Genomic DNA, 18577 nt, shown 5'->3' with positions numbered 1-18577 from the left:
GGTAGGCTGGCGCTGCATTCACGCCACAAGAGAGGGGATCGTCATGGCTGAAAAAACGTTCGTGCATACCGGAGGTCAGATCTACCGGGTAGATCAGTCGAAGGAATCGGTGGACAACCAGATCCTCACCGCGCTCCAGCGTTCGGAGCCCGCCAAGTTCGCTGCAACTCAGGTGCTTGGCTCCGAGTCCGGAGTCAACGGGCGTCTGTTCGTCGGCCACGGCGCGGTGCTCTTCACGACGGAACACGGGGTGTGATCGGTTATGGCGAAGTACGTGGTGGGACATCCAGACGAGGCCGAGACTGTTATTGAGCCGCCTGGCGTCATTCAGGTCGGCGATGGCTATGTCTGGTTCCTTCAACCGGGAGCGGACGGTCACACACCGCCGCGATACCTCAGCCGCGCGGCGCGGGCAAATCCAAGTTCCAGTGACGCGAGACCATCAGCAGCCACTCGGCCTCGCGTTCATGGCCAAGGCCGGCAGGTCCTGGAGTAATGAAAAAGCGAGAGACAACACGCTGCGAGCCTTCGGCGTCTCCGTAGAGCACGTCGACAGCGAAGCCGTCACCGGCCGCTCCCTCGGTTGCGTTACGGTAGTCGGCCGACTCCGGGTCCCGGATAGCGACCTGGCAGAACCCGGCGTCGTTGGCCGGCACGTAGATGTCGCGGGTCAGCCGGTGGAACTCCTCGACCCGAGACAGCGGTGCCCTGGCGTCCGGAGGCAGGTGCCATCCGTGCAGGACCGCCACCCCTGCACCGGCGTTGCGAACAGACATCAACAGGTATACGGCGTCGTCGGCGATTTCTAGGGCGGCGTGGCCCCCGTGCACCACCATCCACTTTCCTTCCATGAACCGCACCTTCTGCGGGGTGTCCGACCAGTTGGAGGGCAGCAGGATGGGGCGCAAACCATTCAGCAGGGCGCGCTCGGCCAGCCGCGCCGACCGGTTGGCCGATCTCGTGGAAATGAACGTTGCGACGGCGAGCACCGTCGTGCCGAGAGCGGTGCCGAGGTTGGAGATTAGAACCCAGTCGACCATAAGGCACATTCAACCCCCTTGTCTGCCCTGTCAGCAATCGATTTCGGGAGTCTTCGGCGGTGGCATGGCATCATCCAGCGCGTGCCGCGGTGAATTCCACTCGAACACGATTTGCCGAGATATCTCATCCACGTCTACTCGTCTCACTTGACGCCGATAGCGGACGTTCTGTCGTCGGGCCATTCAGGCGAATCCACGACGCCAGTTGGCCGCTAAGCGGTTCGTCGGTCCCTGAGACCGACTGAAGACTCTAAGGTGGCCCAAAATAGGGTGCACAATGTGCACACCTTTGCCGTTGGACTGGGCCGTACTGCCGCCGGTTTGGCTCGGACTGCTTATGTTTTCGGGAGTCCCCAGTGTTTTCGCGTCCCGGAATGCGGTTCGAGTCCCACCTCGGGCACAGTGGTTCCGCAGGTCAGGGGGCCTTTGGCCCTCTGACTGTTGACAAATCAGCTTTTTGTGGGCCCCTTCGGGGCCCTTTTTGTTGGTGGCCATTGGTCTGGCCGGGTGCCTCCTTCCTCCCGTCGGGCGGGCATCTGTGTTCTTGCTTCTTCATGGGTTGGCGAGGGCGGTCTACATATCTTGTGAGGACTTTGGGCGCCCCGGATTCGTGGTCTAAGCGGGGTTTGGGCATCTAGAGCCCGGGATTGCGCCCCCGTCTGAGATCCCGCGACGTTCGCAGTGCCTTCCGTCCCGCCCGTGTCCTGGCAGTGTGACCGTCGTGTGGGATGACGAAAGGACCTCGGTCAAGGAACCCGGTTGGTGAGGGCACGCACATGCTCGCTCGTTCCTCGCTTAGACGCACGCTTGCGGATGTCTGCGGCTTGTAGCACGGGTTAGAAGCTTGGCCGCCAGACCTCGACGGCGTCATCACTGACTGCGACGACCTCGCGCCAGCGGTCGAACACCGAGCAGGGGTGGGAGATGCCCAGGTCCACGATGTCGCCGACCTGCAGGCCTTCGGCGTCGTCCACGATGGCGTGGTGGTCGAAGAGGCGGGTCAGCGTGGCGCCTGCACCGGCGCACAGGAGGGCCCCGTTACGGTACCGGGAAACGATCACCGGCAGGCCGGCGTCGTACGCCAACTCGCGCTTGCCCGCGTTCAGGACCACGCGCCCGGCTTCGGGGGCGGAGATGACCAGCGCCCGCACCACCGCCGCGGCGGTGAGGCCGGGAACCGCGGAAACGCCCTGGTAGGTGCCGTGATCGTGCACCACGTAGCAGCCTGAACGAAGCACGTTGACGGAGGCGCTGTGCGGCAGGAAGGCGGCCGCCCGGTCCTGGAACGCAGAGCCGCCGTTGCTGAAGACCGGCAGCTCCACCTCGAAGGCGGGGTGCAGTTCATCGAAAATGTCGCGGGCCAGGCGGCAGTGTGAATCGATCCCGGCCAGGTTTTCATCCGTCCGGGTGTTCGGTGCCACTCCCTCGTAGGCGCTGACGCCGGCCAGCAGCAGGCCGCTGGCGGCACGAATCTCCGCGGCCAGGGGCCCGGCCTCGGCCTCGCTGCGGATCCCGGTGCGGCCACCGGGGGTCCCGACGTCGATCAAAACGTTCAGCGGCCGGGGCGAGTCCTGGAACACCTCGGCCATGGCCCGGACGCCCGCCGCCGAATCCGCCAGGCAGTAGATATCCAGCTCCGACGAGGCCGCCAGCCAGGCACGCAGCTGCTCGAGGTGGCCGCGAAACAGCATCTCGTTCGCGATGAGGATCCGGGTGGCACCCCAGCCGATGGCGTGGGCGGCCTGCGCGGTGGTCGCCACGGTCACGCCCCAGGAGCCGGGCAATTGTCGGCGGACAATCTCGCCCGTCATCGTGGTCTTGATGTGGGGGGCCAGCACCATGCCGTGCTCCCGTGTCCAGGCCTCTTTGATCCCGATATTGCGCTCGACGGCGGCAACGTCCAGGAGCATCTGCGGCAAGGTATGGAGCGGGAGGGCGGCGTCAAGGTGCGGCATGCGGTGCGATTCTTTCAGGGTCGTTCGGGAAGCTGGGTACCCGGAGATTCTATCCGGGTTCAGAAAGGCGCCCTTTTGCCGTGGCGGCGGCGCAGCACGTAAACGTTCCCGGTAAGCGCAACGCGTTCGACGTCGTCGCGCATCATGGCGGCCGACTCGCGGGCCTAGCTGTTCGCGCACGATGTTTGACGGGTTCGACTCCACGTTGCGCTGCGTTTCCGGGGCTTTCATGGCGGCGCCCCCGCAATGGTGTGGGACGTGAAAGCGGGTATCACAGGCGGATGTACGCCCACCCTTCCCACTGCCGCGTCGCCAGATGGGCAATTGCCGCTGGCACGGATCCGACACCGGCGTGGAGCTGCCCCGGTGTCAGGTCCGCTGAACGCAGGCTATTCCGGCACGCAAGGATCCGGATGCCGTGACCGATTGCTTCGTTGATGGGCTTCCCCAGCGTTGAACCTGTGACCAGCAGACCCACTCCCGGGCCCTGGACAACGACCTCGACTGGGACGCCGGGAGGGAGGGCTGCCACTGCGTTTCCGGCACTGCGCAGGGTTGCCGCGAGCCTGGCGCTCTCCGCCGGTCCTGCGCTGTGGACCAGAACACCCCGCGAGGTATCGGCCTCAGGGGTATCGTTAGAAAAATCGGTGTCCGGCATGAGCGCTCCTTCAGCATCGGCAGGCCAAACCTCGGTCCGGGCAAGACTTGCGGTGATTATCCCATTGCACACCATGGGAGTGGCGATCCCACCTGGCACATCGAGCTTCCAGGCGTTGAGGGCGAGCGTCTCCATTGACCTTCCGACGTTCTCCAGATGGGGGCAAGCCCTGGCCGATCGAATTCCCGTCGGAGGAAGAGCTTATCCTCACTGGCGTGGCAATCGACGGCCGTATTCTGGCCACCGCCCTGGGAGCCGCGGATGCCGGCCGATATGTGTCACGGTGGTCGAGGACGCCTGCGCTGGCCAGAGCGACGCCAGGTAAACCCCCACGCATCCGCGTCCAGGACGGGGGGGGTCATCCAGGATCTATTCCGAGCACGTCGGGGCGCTGCCGGTTGTCGTAACAGGGTCCCTGAGCAGCGTGGCGGCCAGGGACGCCGTTTCGGCTTCTCGGAAGCCATGTGGCCGGCGAAGAACGCCTTGTCTCGGCGCCCGGCGTATTGCGCCAGCCTGTCGCGACGATGGCGGTGTGTATAGAGACGCGAATCCTTCGCTTCTTTCCTCTGCCGGGTGTTGGTCGTGAAGTCTACTTTTGGGATGTTCTCGGGCTACGAACAAGCCGTACGAGCTCTGCTTCTGGACCTGACAGTTGACGGGGGCCGTTCCACACTGCACGCAACGCCCGATGGAGGACAAGATCTTGGACTGGCACGATCTTTAGTTCTCCGGTCTTTACTTGGTCTGCCACTGCAAGGGTGCTCATCACCGAGGGACCCATGCCGGCCAAAACGCTTGTACGGATAGCGGCCGCGCTGCCAAGTTCGAGCAAGGGAGCTGCACGCGGGTACTCGAGCAATGCAAGGTCAAGCGTGATCCGGGTACCTGACCCCGGTTCGCGGACCAGCAAGGGGGTTGATGCTAGTTCGGCAATGGAGATCGGCTCCCGTCGCCGGGTCCACGGGTGTTTAGGATGAACGACAACGACGAGTTCGTCTCGGGCCACGGTGAGGCTATGCAAGGTGCGGGGGATAGTTGGAGATTCCACGAAGCCTATATCGCAGGCTCCGCTGGCCACATCCTCGAAAACCTGTGCGGAATTGTGGACAAGCAGGTGTATCCGCACTCCGGGGTGAAGCCTTCCAAATTTGCCAAGCCAACTGGGCACCAGGTGCTCGGCGACAGTCATGCTGGCAGCTACCGTCAGTGCGTTCCGTCTCTCAGCGCGCAGGGAATCGGTGGCCTCGAGCATCTGCCGTGTTTCGGCGAGGATTCTTCGCGCCCAATGGGCGACGACTGTGCCTTGGGGGGTGAGTGTGGAACCTGTTGGACTTCGCTGCAGCAGGGTCATGCCCAGCTGGCGCTCCATCGATCTGATCGATCGGCTCGCGTTGGGTTGAGCTAGGCCCGCCCGTCGGCTGGCAGCGCTGAGGCTTCCGTAATCGTCCACTCCAACCACTAGTTCCAGTACGGTCAGATCCGGCCACTTTGCCATGCGCTAAGCATATAACAATGCGGAATGTGTTGCGATTTTGATATATCCCTATGTCAAGAAGACGGCTATCCCCGGACCATATCTCGGCCGAGAATTGGGAGATGAGCAGCCAAGAGATCCAGAGCGAGCCTGGCGCATGCCGGCTCCGGGAGGATCGCAGACAAGTATGAGACAAGACGTTGCCACACCCGCCAAAGACGTACGGCAGGATGCGCTGCTTCCCCGAGGCTTGAGGAACAAGCGGTTGCCCGGACTGACCGCGGCAGCGGCCGCCGTCGCCATTGCCTGGCTGATCCATTCGACCCTCCCGGTGGTGCCTTTCCTTACAGCGGCAGTAATGCTGGGAATTCTTTCTGCAAATCTCCCCGGGATCAGTACCGCCGTAGAAGGAGTCCTGCACCCCGGGCTGGTATTTTCCGCCAAGCGGTTCATGCGGCTGGGAATCATTTTGCTGGGTCTCAAACTCAGCCTCATCGATGTGGCTGCGCTGGGCTGGAAGACGCTTGCGATCGTGGTTGGCGTTGTCCTTCTGACCTTTGCGGGAACGCTGGTCTTGGGCAAGGCACTTAAACTTCCGGGCGATCAGCCCTTGCTTCTCGCCACAGGATTTTCCATCTGCGGCGCCTCCGCCATTGGGGCCATGAGCGGGGTCACCAAAACGGATCACCGCGACACCGTTGTTCCAATCGCCCTTGTGACCCTGTGCGGGACGCTGGCGATCGGGGCCCTTCCCGCGCTCAAGGGGCCCCTTGGCCTGGACCCTGTGCAGTTCGGATACTGGGTGGGAGCCAGCGTCCACGATGTGGGGCAGGTTGTGGCAACGGCGCAGACTGCGGGTGCTGCTTCCCTTGCTGGAGCGCTCATCATCAAACTCACCCGTGTCCTGATGCTTGCGCCGATGGTCACCGGAGCCGCGCTGGTGGGACGCTTCCGCCGCCGACGGACGGCAAACGGCGCTGAGGACACCGGCATCAAGCTTCCTCCCCTGATCCCGCTCTTCGTGGCCGGGTTCATGGCGATGATCGTTCTGCGGACGCTGGGGATCCTGCCGCCCGTCGTCCTCGAAGTTGCCGGCACGGTCCAGGACCTGCTGCTTGCCGCAGCCCTGTACGGGCTGGGGGCGTCGGTGCAGGTCCGGGTACTGCTCCAGACCAGTGGCAGGGCCATCATCGCAGCGATGCTCTCCTGGGGTCTCATCGCAGCGCTGGCATTTGTCGGCGTGCACTTCATCTAGGAGCAAACCGTCATGACCACCATGGAACTCATGATTCGGCCCCGATGGTGGCGGCCGCCGTGGTGCGTCGGACCGTTCTTTGAAATCCGGTACGACTACTTCAAGGTCTCGGCCCTTCGCGCTGCCGGCACGACTCGCTCGTGCTGGCCGGCCGCCTGGAGTTCGGGCAGACCAACGGGGTCGTCCAGATCTGGGCGCACCCTGACGAGTAACGTGCGCCGGTAGTCATGTTCCCGCACGAACGCACCGTATTTGGTGGGTACCGTCTAGCGTGCGACTTCGAAGAGGCCCGCAGCCCCCATGCCGCCGCCCACGCACATGGAAACCACGACGAATTGTTGGTCGCGGCGCCGCGCCTCGAGCAGGGCGCTGCCCACGGCCCGCGAGCCCGTCATCCCGTACGGGTGGCCCAGGGCGATCGCGCCGCCGTTGACGTTCATCTTCTCCGGGTCGATCCCCAGGAAGTCCCGGCAGTAGACGGCCTGCGAGGCGAAGGCCTCGTTCAGCTCCCAGATCCCGATGTCATCAACGGTGAGCCCGTGGTTCTTCAAGAGCCGTGGAATGGCTGTGACCGGACCAATGCCCATTTCATCGGGTTCGCACCCCGTCACGGCAATGCCGCAGTAGTAGCCAAGTGGCGCCAGACCCAGGGACGCGGCATGGTCGCTGTTCATCAACACGTTCGCCGAGGCCCCGTCGGACAGCTGCGAGGCATTGCCGGCTGTCACGGTTGGGTTTGCTGTGAAATCCCCGGGATTCAGTACCGTGCGGAGCCCCGAAAGGGTTTCGAAGGTGGTGCCGGCGCGAACGCCCTCGTCCCGGGACACCAGTTGCTCGAACTCCGTGACCTCGCCGGTTTCCTTGTCGGTCTTCAGCGTGCTGACCCGGATAGGCGCAATCTCATCACTGAACCTGCCGCTCGCCTGGGCATCGGCTGCCCGCTGCTGGGAGGCCGCCCCCAATTGGTCCTGCGCCTCGCGGCTGATGCCGTAGCGCTCGGCCACGAGTTCAGCCGTCCGTAACATCGGCATGTAGGTGCCGGGGTGGTTGGCCTCAAGCCACGTATCCCTGCTGCGGTATTTGTTGAGATGTTCGTTCTGCACGAGCGAGATGGACTCGACTCCGCCGCCCACGGTCACCGCCATGGAGTCGACGAGAATCTGCTTGGCCGCGGTCGCGACCGCCATCAGGCCGGAGGAACATTGCCTATCGATGGTCTGCCCCGGAACCGTTACCGGCAGCCCTGCGCGCAGCGCTCCCTGGCGGCGACATTGAAGCTTTGCGTTCCCTGTTGCGCGGCGGCACCCATGATGACGTCCTCGACCAGCGACGGGTCGATTCCCGTCTTGGCTAGTGCCGCTGCAATCGCGTGCCCGGCCAGCTCCGGGGCGGAGGTGTTGTTGAAGGCCCCGCGGTTTGCCTTGCCGATGGGGGTGCGGGCTGTTGCGACGATGGCTGCTCTGGGCATGGAGGTGCTCCTTCAGGAAGGGGGTCTTTGGCGTATGCGGGGCAGCGGAGGACGAGCGATCTTGCCTCGGTTTAGGCGGCAGGTGCCTCGTAGAGCCGGGAGACGACCTCGGCGACACAGCCTGGCTTCTTCGCCTCCCCGTCGAGTTCCTGTTCGACGGTGACCTGGACTGTTGCCTGTGCCCACGTGTCCTCGCGGTCAAGGGACACCAGCTTGATCCGGCCGCGCAGGCGCGAGCCGACCAGGACCGGGGCGGGGTAACGGACCTTGTTCGATCCGTAGTTCACGCCCATGGACAGCCCGTCGATGCGGTAGGTGTCGAACATGAACCCGGCTACCAGCGAGAGCGTCATGTAGCCGTGCACCAGCGTGGTGCCAAATGGGCCCGAGGCGGCACGCTCGGTGTCGACGTGGATCCACTGGTGGTCGTTGGTCACCTTGGCGAAGGCATTGATGTCTTCTTGGGTGATGGTGCGCCATTCAGTGACGCCTATTTCCTCGCCCACACGCTGTGCGAAGTCGTCGATGCCGTTGAAGATCCTCATGCCTTCGGGCCACCTGCCACGTACAGCACCTGGCCGGAAACGAACCCGGCGTTCTCGGAGGCGAAGAAGGACACGGCGTTGGCGATGTCCGCGGGCTTTCCGGTGCGGCGCACCGGAATCGCCGCGGCTGCCTTGGCAGTGAAGTCCTCGAAGGTGATGCCCATCCGCTCGGCCGTGGAGGCGGTCATCTCGGTTTCGATGAAGCCGGGGGCGATCGCGTTGGCGGTCACGCCGAAGGGGCCCAGTTCCAGGGCAAGGGTCTTGGTGAAGCCCTGCAGCCCGGCCTTGGCCGCAGAGTAGTTGGCCTGGCCGCGGTTGCCCAGGGCCGAGGTGCTGGAGAGGTTGACAATGCGGCCCCAATTGGCATCGACCATGTGCTTCTGGGCGGCGCGGGCGACGAGGAAGGATCCGCGCAGGTGCACGTTCATGACCATGTCCCAGTCGGTGACAGTCATCTTGAAGAGCAGGTTGTCACGGATGATGCCTGCGTTGTTGACCACCACGACCGGAGGGCCCAGTTCGTCTGCCGTGCGAGCGACGGCGGCCTCGACGGCCGTTTCGTCCGAGATGTCCGCGACGATGCCGATCGCCCGGTGGCCGGCTGCGGCCAGCTCGGCTGTGAGGGCTTCAAGCCCGGCCTTGTCGAGGTCGATCGTTGCGATGTTGAATCCGTCGGACGCCAGGCGCCGGGCAATTTCGGCGCCGATGCCGCGTCCTGCTCCGGTGACCAGCGCCGTGCGTTCTTGATCAGTCATGATGAAACCTGTTTCCTTACTCTTGGGCGAAGTTGATACCTGTCCCTGGCCGCCTAGCGGTACGTGACCCAGGAGCGGGGAAGATGGCCATGGTCGTTGAAAGTCACCATCGTCTTCCCGGATGAACCGGTGACGATCTTGGTGACACCGGAATTTACTGTGACCCGGTTGAAGGCGAGCCATTGTGGAAAGCCGCCGTTGACAAGCCGGGCCGCTGCCCAGGCAATGGCGCCTGAGCTCGAGACGACCACTGCGTCCTGCCCCGATCCGAGCCCTGCGACGGCGTCGTCGAGGGCCGTGTCGATCCGCTGGGTGAACGCAGAGAAAGACTCCAGGTAGTCGGCGTCGTGGTTGTTGGAGGCCCAGCGCGCAGAGGCTTTCTCGAGCAGTCGCTGGAAGGCTCGCGAGTCGGTTTTGGCGCTGGGGTCTTCTTCCGGATAGGCGTTCAGCAGGTCGGGGGCGTTGAATTCGTCCCAGCTCGGATCAACGACGGGGGACGTGTCCCAGCCGGCAGCCTCGATGAGTCCCTGTGCCGTCTGGCGCTGGCGTTTCATGCCGCCGCTGACGACGCGGGTCGGAGTTGAACCAGCCCGCATCAAGTAGGTGCCGAGGGCTTGACTCTGGTCTTTGCCGCATGTTGACAACCGGTCGTAGTCCTCGGTGCCGAATGATGCTTGTCCGTGCCGGACCAAATAGAGAACACTCACAGTCCCGACCGTAGCCAACGTGGCGGCCGGGAACCATCCCTTGTTGGCTATCGGGGTGCCAGCAGGATGCTTGCACAACCCGTGGGGCGCCCGAGATCTTTGCGGGCTTCCGTGACCGGGATTGCCCGGCGGGCACGTCAGTGGGTATCAGCCTGCCGTAGATCCGTGGCGGTCCGCCCGCTCAGGTGTACTTCTTCTATGGGTTGATCTGGAACAGCCAGCCTGCGCAAGCCAAACGGTGCCAGGATCATCATCACGCTTGCGGCCAGCAGGCTTACCCAACTGGCGGAAAACCCCCCGTGGTCGGCCAGCAATCCGAAAAGCACCGGACCTGCGGCGAAGCCGGCGAACAACCCCATGGAGATCCGTCCCGTCGCTGCGCCGGCCTGGGACGCGGGGACCAGGCGCATGACCACAGTGAGCAGGATGACCATGGCGGCGGTTCCGGACAAACCATAGAGCGCGGTTCCGGTCCACATGAGGACTTGTGTTCCCCAAAGCGATGAACCGGCTACCAGCGCTACGGCCACGGCGCTGAAGACCGCAATCAAGGCCAGCGGCACCCCGGGGGCCCTGAACCGCTCCGTCAGCCGGCCCCAGACCAACCGTGACACCAGGCCGCTCACCCCCAGCACCACACCGCACAGAGCGGCGATTTCGGCCCGCAGGTGGAGGCCCTCGAAGGCGAAGAGCGGCAGGTAAGTGGCCAAGGTCTGGTACTGGACGCCGGAGAGGAAGGCATAGGCCACGAGCCACGCGAGTCCTACCGCCTTGACGTGGCGCGGCCGGTTCCCGGATGCGCGTGTTGGAGCGGCGCATTGGGGACGGACGTGGACGTAGTGCAGGGCGACCCAGAGCGACAGGAGGGTGACCACAGCGCCCACCAGGAACCCTGCCTGCCAGGACACCAGCGTGGCAGCCAGCGGGTAGGCCAGGCTGGTGAACACCTGGATGAGCTGGACGCCCGTTTGTTTCACGCCCACAAACATGCCGCGGCGGCCCGGCTCCACCCGCAACGCCACCATGCCATTGGTCAGAGGATTGGCCAAGCCAAGGGCTGCCCCGCCGAAGACAGCACTGACCCACAGGCCGGCCATGGACTGGGACAAGGCTGCCGCGACCATGGCACTCAGCCCGAAGCCATGGAGCATCAGGATGCCGGTGCGTTGTGACAACCGGTCGGCAGCCCAGCCGAGCGGCGTGGACAGGAGCGCCGCGGAAACACAGGCCACCACAGCGAAGGAGCCGAACTCCAGGCGCGTCAGGTTCAAGTCCCGGGACAGCAAAGGACCCAGGGCACTCACACCCGTGGTGAGCAACGGACCGATCCCCGTGGCCAGGGTCAGGACAACGCCGAGGCTCATCAGGCCCGGGGTGGTCGATCTTGAAACAGCGGTGGTCACGGTCGGGTTCTCCTCAGTATGTGGCAGGACAGGCAGGCCCCTTTTGCCGTAGCGGCAGGGGTCCAACGCCGAGCCACGGTGACATGGCCTGATCAGGCAGCAGTCCTAAGCTGTGCCATCACTCGCGCCGAGTCACGGTCGGGATTCACCAGGATCATGGCCAAAATGGCGCCGACGATCGCAACAATGCCGAATATCTGGAAGGACTGTGCATATCCGACAGCAGGTGAAACTGCCTGGTCCACGATCATTCCGGTCAATGGCGGAGCGACGATGCCACCAATGGCCATCAAGGAAAGGAACATGCCCAATGAACCAGCTACTTGATTCCTGGGACAGATCTGTGAAATGGCTGCGTTCATGATCGGAGCGAGGATGCAGCCGATTCCGTAGCCGATTGAGACAACTGCGACGACAATGATCGGCGTCCCGATGTAGGGCAGCACTGCCATCGACACGCCGCACACAAGGAGTCCCACTGCCGGGACGATTCCCCTCATGATCCTCGAACTCACGCCCCGGCTCATGAACTTGTCACTGAGGTACGTGCTGGAGAACATTGCGAGTATTGCCGCGATGCTGGGGAATCCGAACATGGCTCCGGCCTGGAAACGGGTGAAACCCAGTCCGACTTCGAAGTACGACGGCAACCACGTGAGGACAACGGTCAGCAGCGCGTACATGGGGGTAACAGCTGCAAGTGCACCCAGGAAGGTCCGCGTGCGGAAGATCGACATCCACGGAACAGCGGGAGCCGGAGTAGTGGCGGAACCTTTGACACCCGGAATCCCGACTTCGCCGTAGGGTCCCGGCCGCCAGGTGAAGTACCACAGCACGCACCAACCCAGGCCGACGACCAACATGGCAACGAAGGCCGAATGCCAGCCGAATTGCACGATGAGGAAGGCCAACGCCGGTGCAGCGGCGATCTTTGCCAACGAACTTGAGGAAGCGATGAACGCTCCGGGCATGGAGCGCTTTTCCATGGGGTGCCATGAATACACAGCCGTATGGATGAGCGCACCCGATGGGCCTTCTGTCAGGCCGAGCAGGAATCGGCTGACCAGGAGGACCACGAAACTGCCTGCGAGGATCATGGGAACCATGCAGGCCGCCCAAATGACGGCCAACCCTATCAGGGACCATTTAAGAGTGGCCCACTTGTTGATGAGTCCGGCAAAAAAACCCCCGGCCGAGAACGCGAAGAAGAACACGCTCGCGGTCAGCCCGATTTGAGATGACGTGAGCCCGAATTCGTCTTTGAGGGGTTGGGCAACAAGTCCGAGCAGAATCTTGTCGGTGTAGTTAATGGTGTACAGCAAAACCAATACGGACGTCAGGCCCCACGCCTTTGCGCGTGACTCTTGACCCGGTGGCGTCATTATTTCCGGCACTGCTTGCTGTGTGGTGACTTTGGACATGTCATTACCCTTCTAGTGTTACGCACCTTCGCCCAACAGCACGGACGGTTGACGCCTGGCATTTGGCCGGCCCGTGTCATGCCAGCGGGGGCGCCTGGCCGGTCTAGCTCGTAAGCCTGGCCGGGATCGGCGCGTTTCGGTTTAGCAATATCCGGGTATCTACCCGCCAGACGTCGAGTCCGTCGTTGACGTGAATCATGACGCGGCCTCTTCCTGTTGTCAGATGTATCCACATGATGGTGCCATCAGGGCTGACGTCATCGACCCAGCCGGAGTCTATTTCCCGCCCCTCCCGGCGCAGCTCGACGAACTCCTCACGCCACAGGTACTTCCACCGCGTCATCAGATAGGGTTCATTTCGCCTCAACGTTTGCATGAATTGAGTTCCTTCGCGTGGGGTCCCGGTAACTTCGCTGTTTCTCAAGGGACCTTATTGTTGGATCGAAGGCCGCCGCTCCCGGCTTAGCGGAAGGCGGAGACGCCGGTGAGGCGCTGGCCCAGAATGAGGGCGTGGACTTCGTCGGTGCCCTCGTAAGTGCGAACGGATTCCAGGTTGTTCGCGTGGCGCATTGGCGAGTAGTCCAGCGTGATGCCGTTACCGCCGAGGATGGTGCGGGCCTCGCGGGCAATTTTGATCGCCTCGCGGCAATTGTTCAGTTTGCCTAACGAGATCTGGTCCGGCTGCAGCGTTCCGGCGTCCTTCTTGCGGCCCAGGTGCAGGGCAAGCAAGAAGCCCTTGTTGATCTCCAGTGCCATGTCCACCAGCTTCTGCTGGGTCAGCTGGTAACCGGCCAGCGGTCTGCCGAACTGCATCCGGCCCTTGGAGTAGTCCAGGGCGACCTCGAACGCATCGCGGGCAGCGCCCATGGCGCCCCAGATGATTCCGTAGCGCGCCTCGTTCAGGCAGGAGAAAGGGCCCTTGAGCCCGACGACGTTCGGCAGCACCGCAGATTCGGGCAGGCGAACGTCGGTGAGTTCGATATCGCACTGGATGGAGGAACGCATGGACAGCTTCGCTCCGATCGGCGTGGCCGTGAACCCCGGGGTCGAGGTGGGCACCAGGAAGCCCCGCACGCCTTCGTCGGTCTGGGCCCAGATGATGGCGATCTGGGCCACGGAGGCCAGTCCGATCCAGCGCTTGGCTCCGTTGAGTACCCAGTCACTGCCGTCGCGGCGGGCGAAAGTGGTCATACTGCCCGGATCCGAGCCCGCAGTAGGTTCCGTCAGCCCGAAGCAGCCGATCGTCTCGCCTTTGGCCATTGCCGGCAGCCATTCCTGCTTCTGTTCCTCCGAACCGTGCTTGTAGATGGCGCTCATCGCCAGCGATCCCTGCACGGAAACGAGGGTCCGTGTCCCTGAGTCGCCGGCTTCCAGCTCCGCACCTGCCAGGCCGTAGTCAACGGCGGAGCGTCCGGCGCAGCCGTAGCCTTTCAGGTGCATGCCCAGCAGGCCGAGCTTGGCCAGTTCCGGGACGATCTCCACCGGGAAGTGGCCCTTTTCATACCAGCCTGAAATGTTCGGCTTGATCTCGCTGTCCACAAAGGACCGTACCAAATCGCGCAGCGCAAGCTCTTCCGGGGTGAGCAGGGAGTCAAAGTCAATCAGGTCACTGATGTCAGACATGGGGGCCTTTCGCCGTGGTCGAGTGGTCGGGGAGCGAAGACGGGCTGGAGGCGCTGCGCGCCGCCGCCCGATCAGTTCCAGTTGTAGAAGCCCTTGCCGGTCTTGCGCCCCAGATCACCGGCAGCAACCATGTCGCGCAGGATCTGCGGCGGTGCGAAACGCTCGCCAAGGGTGGCATGCAGGTACTCGGCGATGCCGAGGCGCACGTCAAGACCCACAATGTCCGTTGTCTTCAGGGGTCCGGTGGGGTGTTTGTAGCCCAAAACCATGGCGTTGTCGATGTCCTCGGCAGAAGCGACGCCTTCCTCGACCATCCGCATCGCCTCCAGTGCGATGACGACGCCCAGGCGGGAGGAGGCGAAGCCGGGGGCGTCCTTGACCACGACGGCGGTCTTGCCGAGCCCGGACACCCAGCGCCTCGCGGCAGCGACCGTCTCTTCGGTGGTCTTTTCACCGACGACCACCTCGATGAGCGTCGAGGCCGGGACAGGGTTGAAGAAATGCAGGCCCAGGAACGACTCAGGCCTGGGCAGCGCCTCGGCGAGCCTGCTGACCGACAGGGACGACGTATTGGTCGCCAGGTAGGCGTGCCGGGAAACGTGTTCCGCCACGGCGCTGAGTGCGGTCGCTTTCAGCTTTGCGTCCTCGGGAACTGCCTCGACGACGAGGTCGCAGGAGGCGAAGGCGGCGTAGTCGGTGCTCGTATCGAACCTCTTCAGGACCTCATCGCGGTCCCCTGATACGGTGCCGCGGTCAAACGACGCGGCGACGGAAGCGGCGACGCGCTTCTGGGCGCCGCGGGCGGAGTCGTCGTCGCGCTCGACGACGGTCACTTTCGAACCGTTGAGAAGGAAGGCATGTGCGATGCCGGCACCCATGCGGCCGCCGCCCAGCACCCCGACGGTGGCGGGCAGGAGCCCGGAAGGCGTGTCGAAGGGCGCTTCGATGGTGTTTGTCATTACTGCTTCTTCCTGTCCAAGAACTGCTGCATGCGGTCGAATTTGGCCGCGGATTCGAAGAGGATGCCTTGGGCCAGGTTGTCGATGAGTGGATGGACCTCCCGCGGCGAGTGGAAGACGGTTTTTGTCAGGCGCACGGCGAGGGTGTCCTGCCGGGCAATGCGGTCGGCGAGGGCGTGGGCGGCATCCAGGAGGTGCCCGGGTTCAACGAGTTCTGTGATCAGACCGGCGCTGAGGCATTCCTGGCCTGTCAGGGTGCGTCCGGCGAGGAGGATTTCCTTGGCCAAGGGTTCCCCGATGAGCTCGCGCAGTCGCCATGTTGCCCCGGCGGCGGCCATGATGCCCAGCCCGGTTTCCGGGTTGCCCATCCGCAGGCCCGGCGTGCCGATACGGAAATCGGCCGCGTAGGCCAGTTCCGCCCCGCCACCCAGCGCGAAGCCGTCCAGTGCCGCGATGACGGGCATGGGAAGCTTCGCGATCCGGTCAAAGACGCCGGAGTTGATCCCGGCCAGGGCGTCATCCCGACGTCGTCCGCGCAACTGGGCGATGTCCGCGCCGGAGGCAAAAATGGCCTTTGTTCCGGTGGCCGGATCACCGGGAGTGCCGGAGAGAATCAGGACTTTGGGTGTCCGTTCAAGGTGCGCGCAGACTGCATGCAGCTCATCGACAATGGTCTGGTCGATTGCATTACGCACCTCCGGCCTGTGCAGCCGTACCGCCAAACGGTCCCCGCGTTCCTCAATCAGCAGCGCCGCGAAGGACGATGGGTCCAGCGAGGTCCCGGCGTCGATCACCACCGCCGTCATCAGACACCCTCGATGAGCAGGGCTGTTCCCTGGCCGACGCCGACGCACATGGTCGCGAGGCCGAGCTTGCGGACGTTGCCGGTGAGTTCGCGTTCGATGCGTCCGAGCAGGGTGACGACGAGCCGGGACCCGGAAGACCCGAGCGGATGGCCGAGGGCGATAGCGCCGCCGTCGGAATTCACGATGTCCTCTTCCAGCTTGAGCTCCCGCATGACGGCGAGTGACTGGGAGGCGAAGGCCTCGTTGAGTTCGACGGCGCCCAGGTCATTGACCGAGAGCCCGGCGCGATCCAGCACCTTCCGGGTAGCGGGGACGGGACCGATGCCCATTACTTCAGGCGCCACTCCCGCGGAGCTGCCCTCGAGGATCCTTGCGCGGGGCGTCAGCGCGTATTTCTGCACAGCGGCCTCGGAGGCGACGATGATGGCGGACGATCCGTCGTTGAGGGTGGAGGCATTGCCGGCGGTGACCACGGAGCCCCCTCTGACCACGGGCTTGAGTCCGGCGAGGACGTCCAGGCTTGTCCCGGGGCGGGGTCCCTCATCGGTGTCCACGAGGGTGATGGCGCCCTTGCGTCCGGTGATCCTCACGGGCACGATCTCGTCGGCGAGCCGGCCGGCGTTGATGGCCGCCAGGGCCCGTTCATGGGAACGGACGGCAAAGGCGTCACAGTCGTCACGCGACGTCCCGAACACCCGGGCGACTTCCTCGGCGGTCTCCGGCATGGAGAACGCGGCCTTGCCGTCGCGGGAATGCTGCCCGGAGAGGAACGCCGGGTTGGTGAAGCGCCAGCCGATGGACGTGTCGAAGACGGCTCCGGGCTTGGCGAAGGCCTTGTCCGGCTTTTCCATGACCCAGGGGGCACGGCTCATCGACTCGACGCCGCCGGCCACCACGATGTCCGCGGCGCCGGCCTTGACCATGTGGGAGGCCATGATGATGGCGGACAGGCCGGAGGCGCACAGGCGGTTGACGGTGATGCCCGGGACGCTGTCCGGGTAGCCGTTCAGGAGCCAGGCCATGCGGGCCACGTTGCGGTTCTCCTCACCGGCGCCGTTGGCGTTGCCGAGGATCACCTCATCCACAACGGTCGGGTCAATACCGGCGCGTTCGACGGCGGCGCGTACGGTCATTGCCGCGAGGTCGTCCGGCCGGATGGAGGAGAGGGCGCCGCCGTAGCGGCCCACGGGCGTGCGGGCGCCACCAATCAGGAAGGCCTCAGCCATATCTTTTTCATTCCTTAAGTTCGTGTCTGTGGTCGTTCTGTCGATCCGCGCTAAGGGACCGGGAAGCTCAGTTGAAGGCGGAGATGCCGGTAATGTCGCGGCCCACGATGAGCGCCTGCATGGAGTCGGTTCCCTCATAGGTGGAGACGACTTCCATGTCTGTCATGTGGCGGATGACGTGGTTCTCAAGGAGCAGGCCGTTGCCGCCGAGCAGGTCGCGTGCCTCGTTGCAGATCCACTTGCCTTTTTGGGCCGTGGCCATTTTGACCATGGACGCCTTGGCGTTGGTGAGCTGGCCGCGGTCGGCGAGTTCGGCCATCCGCGTACACAGCAGCTGCATGGTGGTCAGTTCGCTGAGCATGTTCGCCAGCCGGGATTGAACCAGCTGGTAGGACGCGATCGGCTTGCCGAACTGGTGGCGGGTCTGGGCGTACTCGGCGGCAATCTCGAAAACTGCCATGGCATGGCCGACGGCTTCCCAGGCAGCCCCGCCACGGGTCGCCTGCAGGACCCGGGACACGTCGCGGAAGGAGTGGCAACCTTCCAGCCTATTGGCCGCGGGCAGGCGCATTTCCTCGATGACGATGTCGGCCTGCAGGATGGCCCGCTTGCCCACCTTGCCGGTGATCACGGTGGGGGAGTAGCCCCCCGGGTAGCGGCCGTCGGCGTCCTTTTCGACAACGAACGCGTTGACGTTCCCGTCCTCGGTGTTGCGGGCGAACAGGACAATAACGTCCGCGACATGTCCATTGCCGATCCACCGCTTGTGCCCGTTGATCACCCACTGGTCCCCGTCGCGCCGGGCTTGGGTTTCCAGCGCGACGGAGTCCGAGCCGTGGTCCGGTTCGGTCAGGGCGAAGGCTCCTGTTTTTTCAATCCGTGCCAGGGAAGGAATCCAGCGTTCCTTTTGCGGGTCGCTGCCGAGGATATTCAGTGCTCCCATGCACAGATTGGAGTGCACACCCAGGAAGGTGTTCAGGCTGCCATCCGCGCGGGCCATCTCACGAGCCACCATGCCGGCGGCTTTGCGGCTCATGCCCGGGCAGCCATAGCCCTGGATGATAGTGCCGGTGATGCCCAACTCGGCCAGCGGCGGCAGCAGCACGGCGGGGAACTCGGCCCTCTCCCAGTACTCGTTGATGACAGGCAAAACTTGATCCTCGGCGAACGCCCGGACCTTGTCCCGGATGCCGATCTCCTCCGGGCTGAGGTCATCATCCAGCTGGAAGTAGTCGGAGGTTGCTGTTTGACGGTCGGCCGTTGTGGTCATCTGTGAACCTTT

Annotated in this window: 17 protein-coding genes and 1 pseudogene; 2 read left to right on the top strand and 16 right to left on the bottom strand. The window is 64.1% G+C overall.

Going from position 1 to position 18577, the window contains the following annotated elements; translation table 11 throughout:
- Window positions 1–43: 43 nt before the first annotated feature.
- Window positions 44–256 (top strand): hypothetical protein, encoded by a 213-nt coding sequence (locus tag OW521_RS00265; RefSeq protein WP_268021968.1) that lies wholly within the window; start codon window positions 44–46, stop codon window positions 254–256.
- Window positions 257–395: 139 nt separating this feature from the next.
- On the opposite strand, the gene OW521_RS00260 is transcribed toward OW521_RS00265, so the two are convergent.
- The 4 genes from OW521_RS00260 to OW521_RS00245 form a co-directional block, all read right to left on the bottom strand.
- Window positions 396–1049 carry a hypothetical protein gene (locus OW521_RS00260; protein WP_268021967.1) on the bottom strand — a complete coding sequence of 218 codons (654 nt, stop codon included), beginning with the start codon at window positions 1047–1049 and terminating at the stop codon, window positions 396–398.
- An 827-nt stretch (window positions 1050–1876) separates the two neighbouring features.
- Window positions 1877–2995 carry an alanine racemase gene (locus OW521_RS00255; protein ID WP_268021966.1) on the bottom strand — a complete coding sequence of 373 codons (1119 nt, stop codon included), beginning with the start codon at window positions 2993–2995 and terminating at the stop codon, window positions 1877–1879.
- Between the two features lie 271 nt (window positions 2996–3266).
- A complete protein-coding gene (locus tag OW521_RS00250) occupies window positions 3267–3788 on the bottom strand; it encodes a DsrE family protein (RefSeq protein ID WP_268021965.1) in 522 nt (173 codons plus the stop codon).
- 454 nt (window positions 3789–4242) lie between these two features.
- Complete coding sequence (locus tag OW521_RS00245; RefSeq protein ID WP_268021964.1) at window positions 4243–5148, bottom strand: LysR family transcriptional regulator; 906 nt, start codon at window positions 5146–5148, stop codon at window positions 4243–4245.
- A 166-nt stretch (window positions 5149–5314) separates the two neighbouring features.
- Between OW521_RS00245 and OW521_RS00240 the strand changes: the two genes are divergently transcribed.
- Window positions 5315–6382, top strand: coding sequence for a YeiH family protein (locus OW521_RS00240; protein WP_268021963.1), 1068 nt, complete (start codon window positions 5315–5317; stop codon window positions 6380–6382).
- Window positions 6383–6648: 266 nt separating this feature from the next.
- Here OW521_RS00240 and OW521_RS00235 read toward each other — a convergent pair.
- The 12 genes and pseudogenes from OW521_RS00235 to OW521_RS00180 form a co-directional block, all read right to left on the bottom strand.
- A pseudogene (locus tag OW521_RS00235) lies at window positions 6649–7850 on the bottom strand (acetyl-CoA C-acyltransferase).
- A 71-nt stretch (window positions 7851–7921) separates the two neighbouring features.
- On the bottom strand, window positions 7922–8395 hold the full coding sequence (locus OW521_RS00230; RefSeq protein WP_268021962.1) for a MaoC family dehydratase: 474 nt from the start codon (window positions 8393–8395) through the stop codon (window positions 7922–7924).
- On the bottom strand, window positions 8392–9150 hold the full coding sequence (gene fabG, locus OW521_RS00225; protein ID WP_268021961.1) for a 3-oxoacyl-ACP reductase FabG: 759 nt from the start codon (window positions 9148–9150) through the stop codon (window positions 8392–8394). Before fabG ends, OW521_RS00230 begins: the two co-directional genes overlap by 4 nt.
- 53 nt (window positions 9151–9203) lie before the next feature.
- Entirely contained in the window at window positions 9204–9857 is a 654-nt protein-coding gene (locus OW521_RS00220) for a histidine phosphatase family protein (RefSeq protein ID WP_268021960.1), read from the bottom strand.
- A gap of 137 nt (window positions 9858–9994) precedes the next feature.
- Window positions 9995–11260 (bottom strand): MFS transporter, encoded by a 1266-nt coding sequence (locus OW521_RS00215; RefSeq protein WP_268021959.1) that lies wholly within the window; start codon window positions 11258–11260, stop codon window positions 9995–9997.
- Between the two features lie 92 nt (window positions 11261–11352).
- A complete protein-coding gene (locus OW521_RS00210) occupies window positions 11353–12681 on the bottom strand; it encodes an MFS transporter (protein WP_268021958.1) in 1329 nt (442 codons plus the stop codon).
- A gap of 103 nt (window positions 12682–12784) precedes the next feature.
- Entirely contained in the window at window positions 12785–13024 is a 240-nt protein-coding gene (locus OW521_RS00205; RefSeq protein WP_268021957.1) for a hypothetical protein, read from the bottom strand.
- A gap of 119 nt (window positions 13025–13143) precedes the next feature.
- Entirely contained in the window at window positions 13144–14304 is a 1161-nt protein-coding gene (locus tag OW521_RS00200) for an acyl-CoA dehydrogenase family protein (RefSeq protein WP_268021956.1), read from the bottom strand.
- Between the two features lie 71 nt (window positions 14305–14375).
- Window positions 14376–15263, bottom strand: a complete 888-nt coding sequence (locus OW521_RS00195; RefSeq protein ID WP_268021955.1) for a 3-hydroxyacyl-CoA dehydrogenase family protein — start codon at window positions 15261–15263, stop codon at window positions 14376–14378.
- Window positions 15263–16069 carry an enoyl-CoA hydratase/isomerase family protein gene (locus OW521_RS00190; RefSeq protein ID WP_268021954.1) on the bottom strand — a complete coding sequence of 269 codons (807 nt, stop codon included), beginning with the start codon at window positions 16067–16069 and terminating at the stop codon, window positions 15263–15265. Before OW521_RS00190 ends, OW521_RS00195 begins: the two co-directional genes overlap by 1 nt.
- Window positions 16069–17295, bottom strand: coding sequence for an acetyl-CoA C-acyltransferase (locus tag OW521_RS00185; RefSeq protein WP_268021953.1), 1227 nt, complete (start codon window positions 17293–17295; stop codon window positions 16069–16071). Before OW521_RS00185 ends, OW521_RS00190 begins: the two co-directional genes overlap by 1 nt.
- A gap of 67 nt (window positions 17296–17362) precedes the next feature.
- On the bottom strand, window positions 17363–18565 hold the full coding sequence (locus OW521_RS00180) for an acyl-CoA dehydrogenase family protein (RefSeq protein WP_268021952.1): 1203 nt from the start codon (window positions 18563–18565) through the stop codon (window positions 17363–17365).
- Between the last annotated feature and the right edge of the window lie 12 nt (window positions 18566–18577).

Origin of the sequence: Arthrobacter sp. MMS18-M83 (genome assembly GCF_026683955.1) — a bacterium.
Taxonomy (GTDB): Bacteria; Actinomycetota; Actinomycetes; order Actinomycetales; family Micrococcaceae; genus Arthrobacter.
This window is presented reverse-complemented; position numbering and strand designations above follow the sequence as displayed.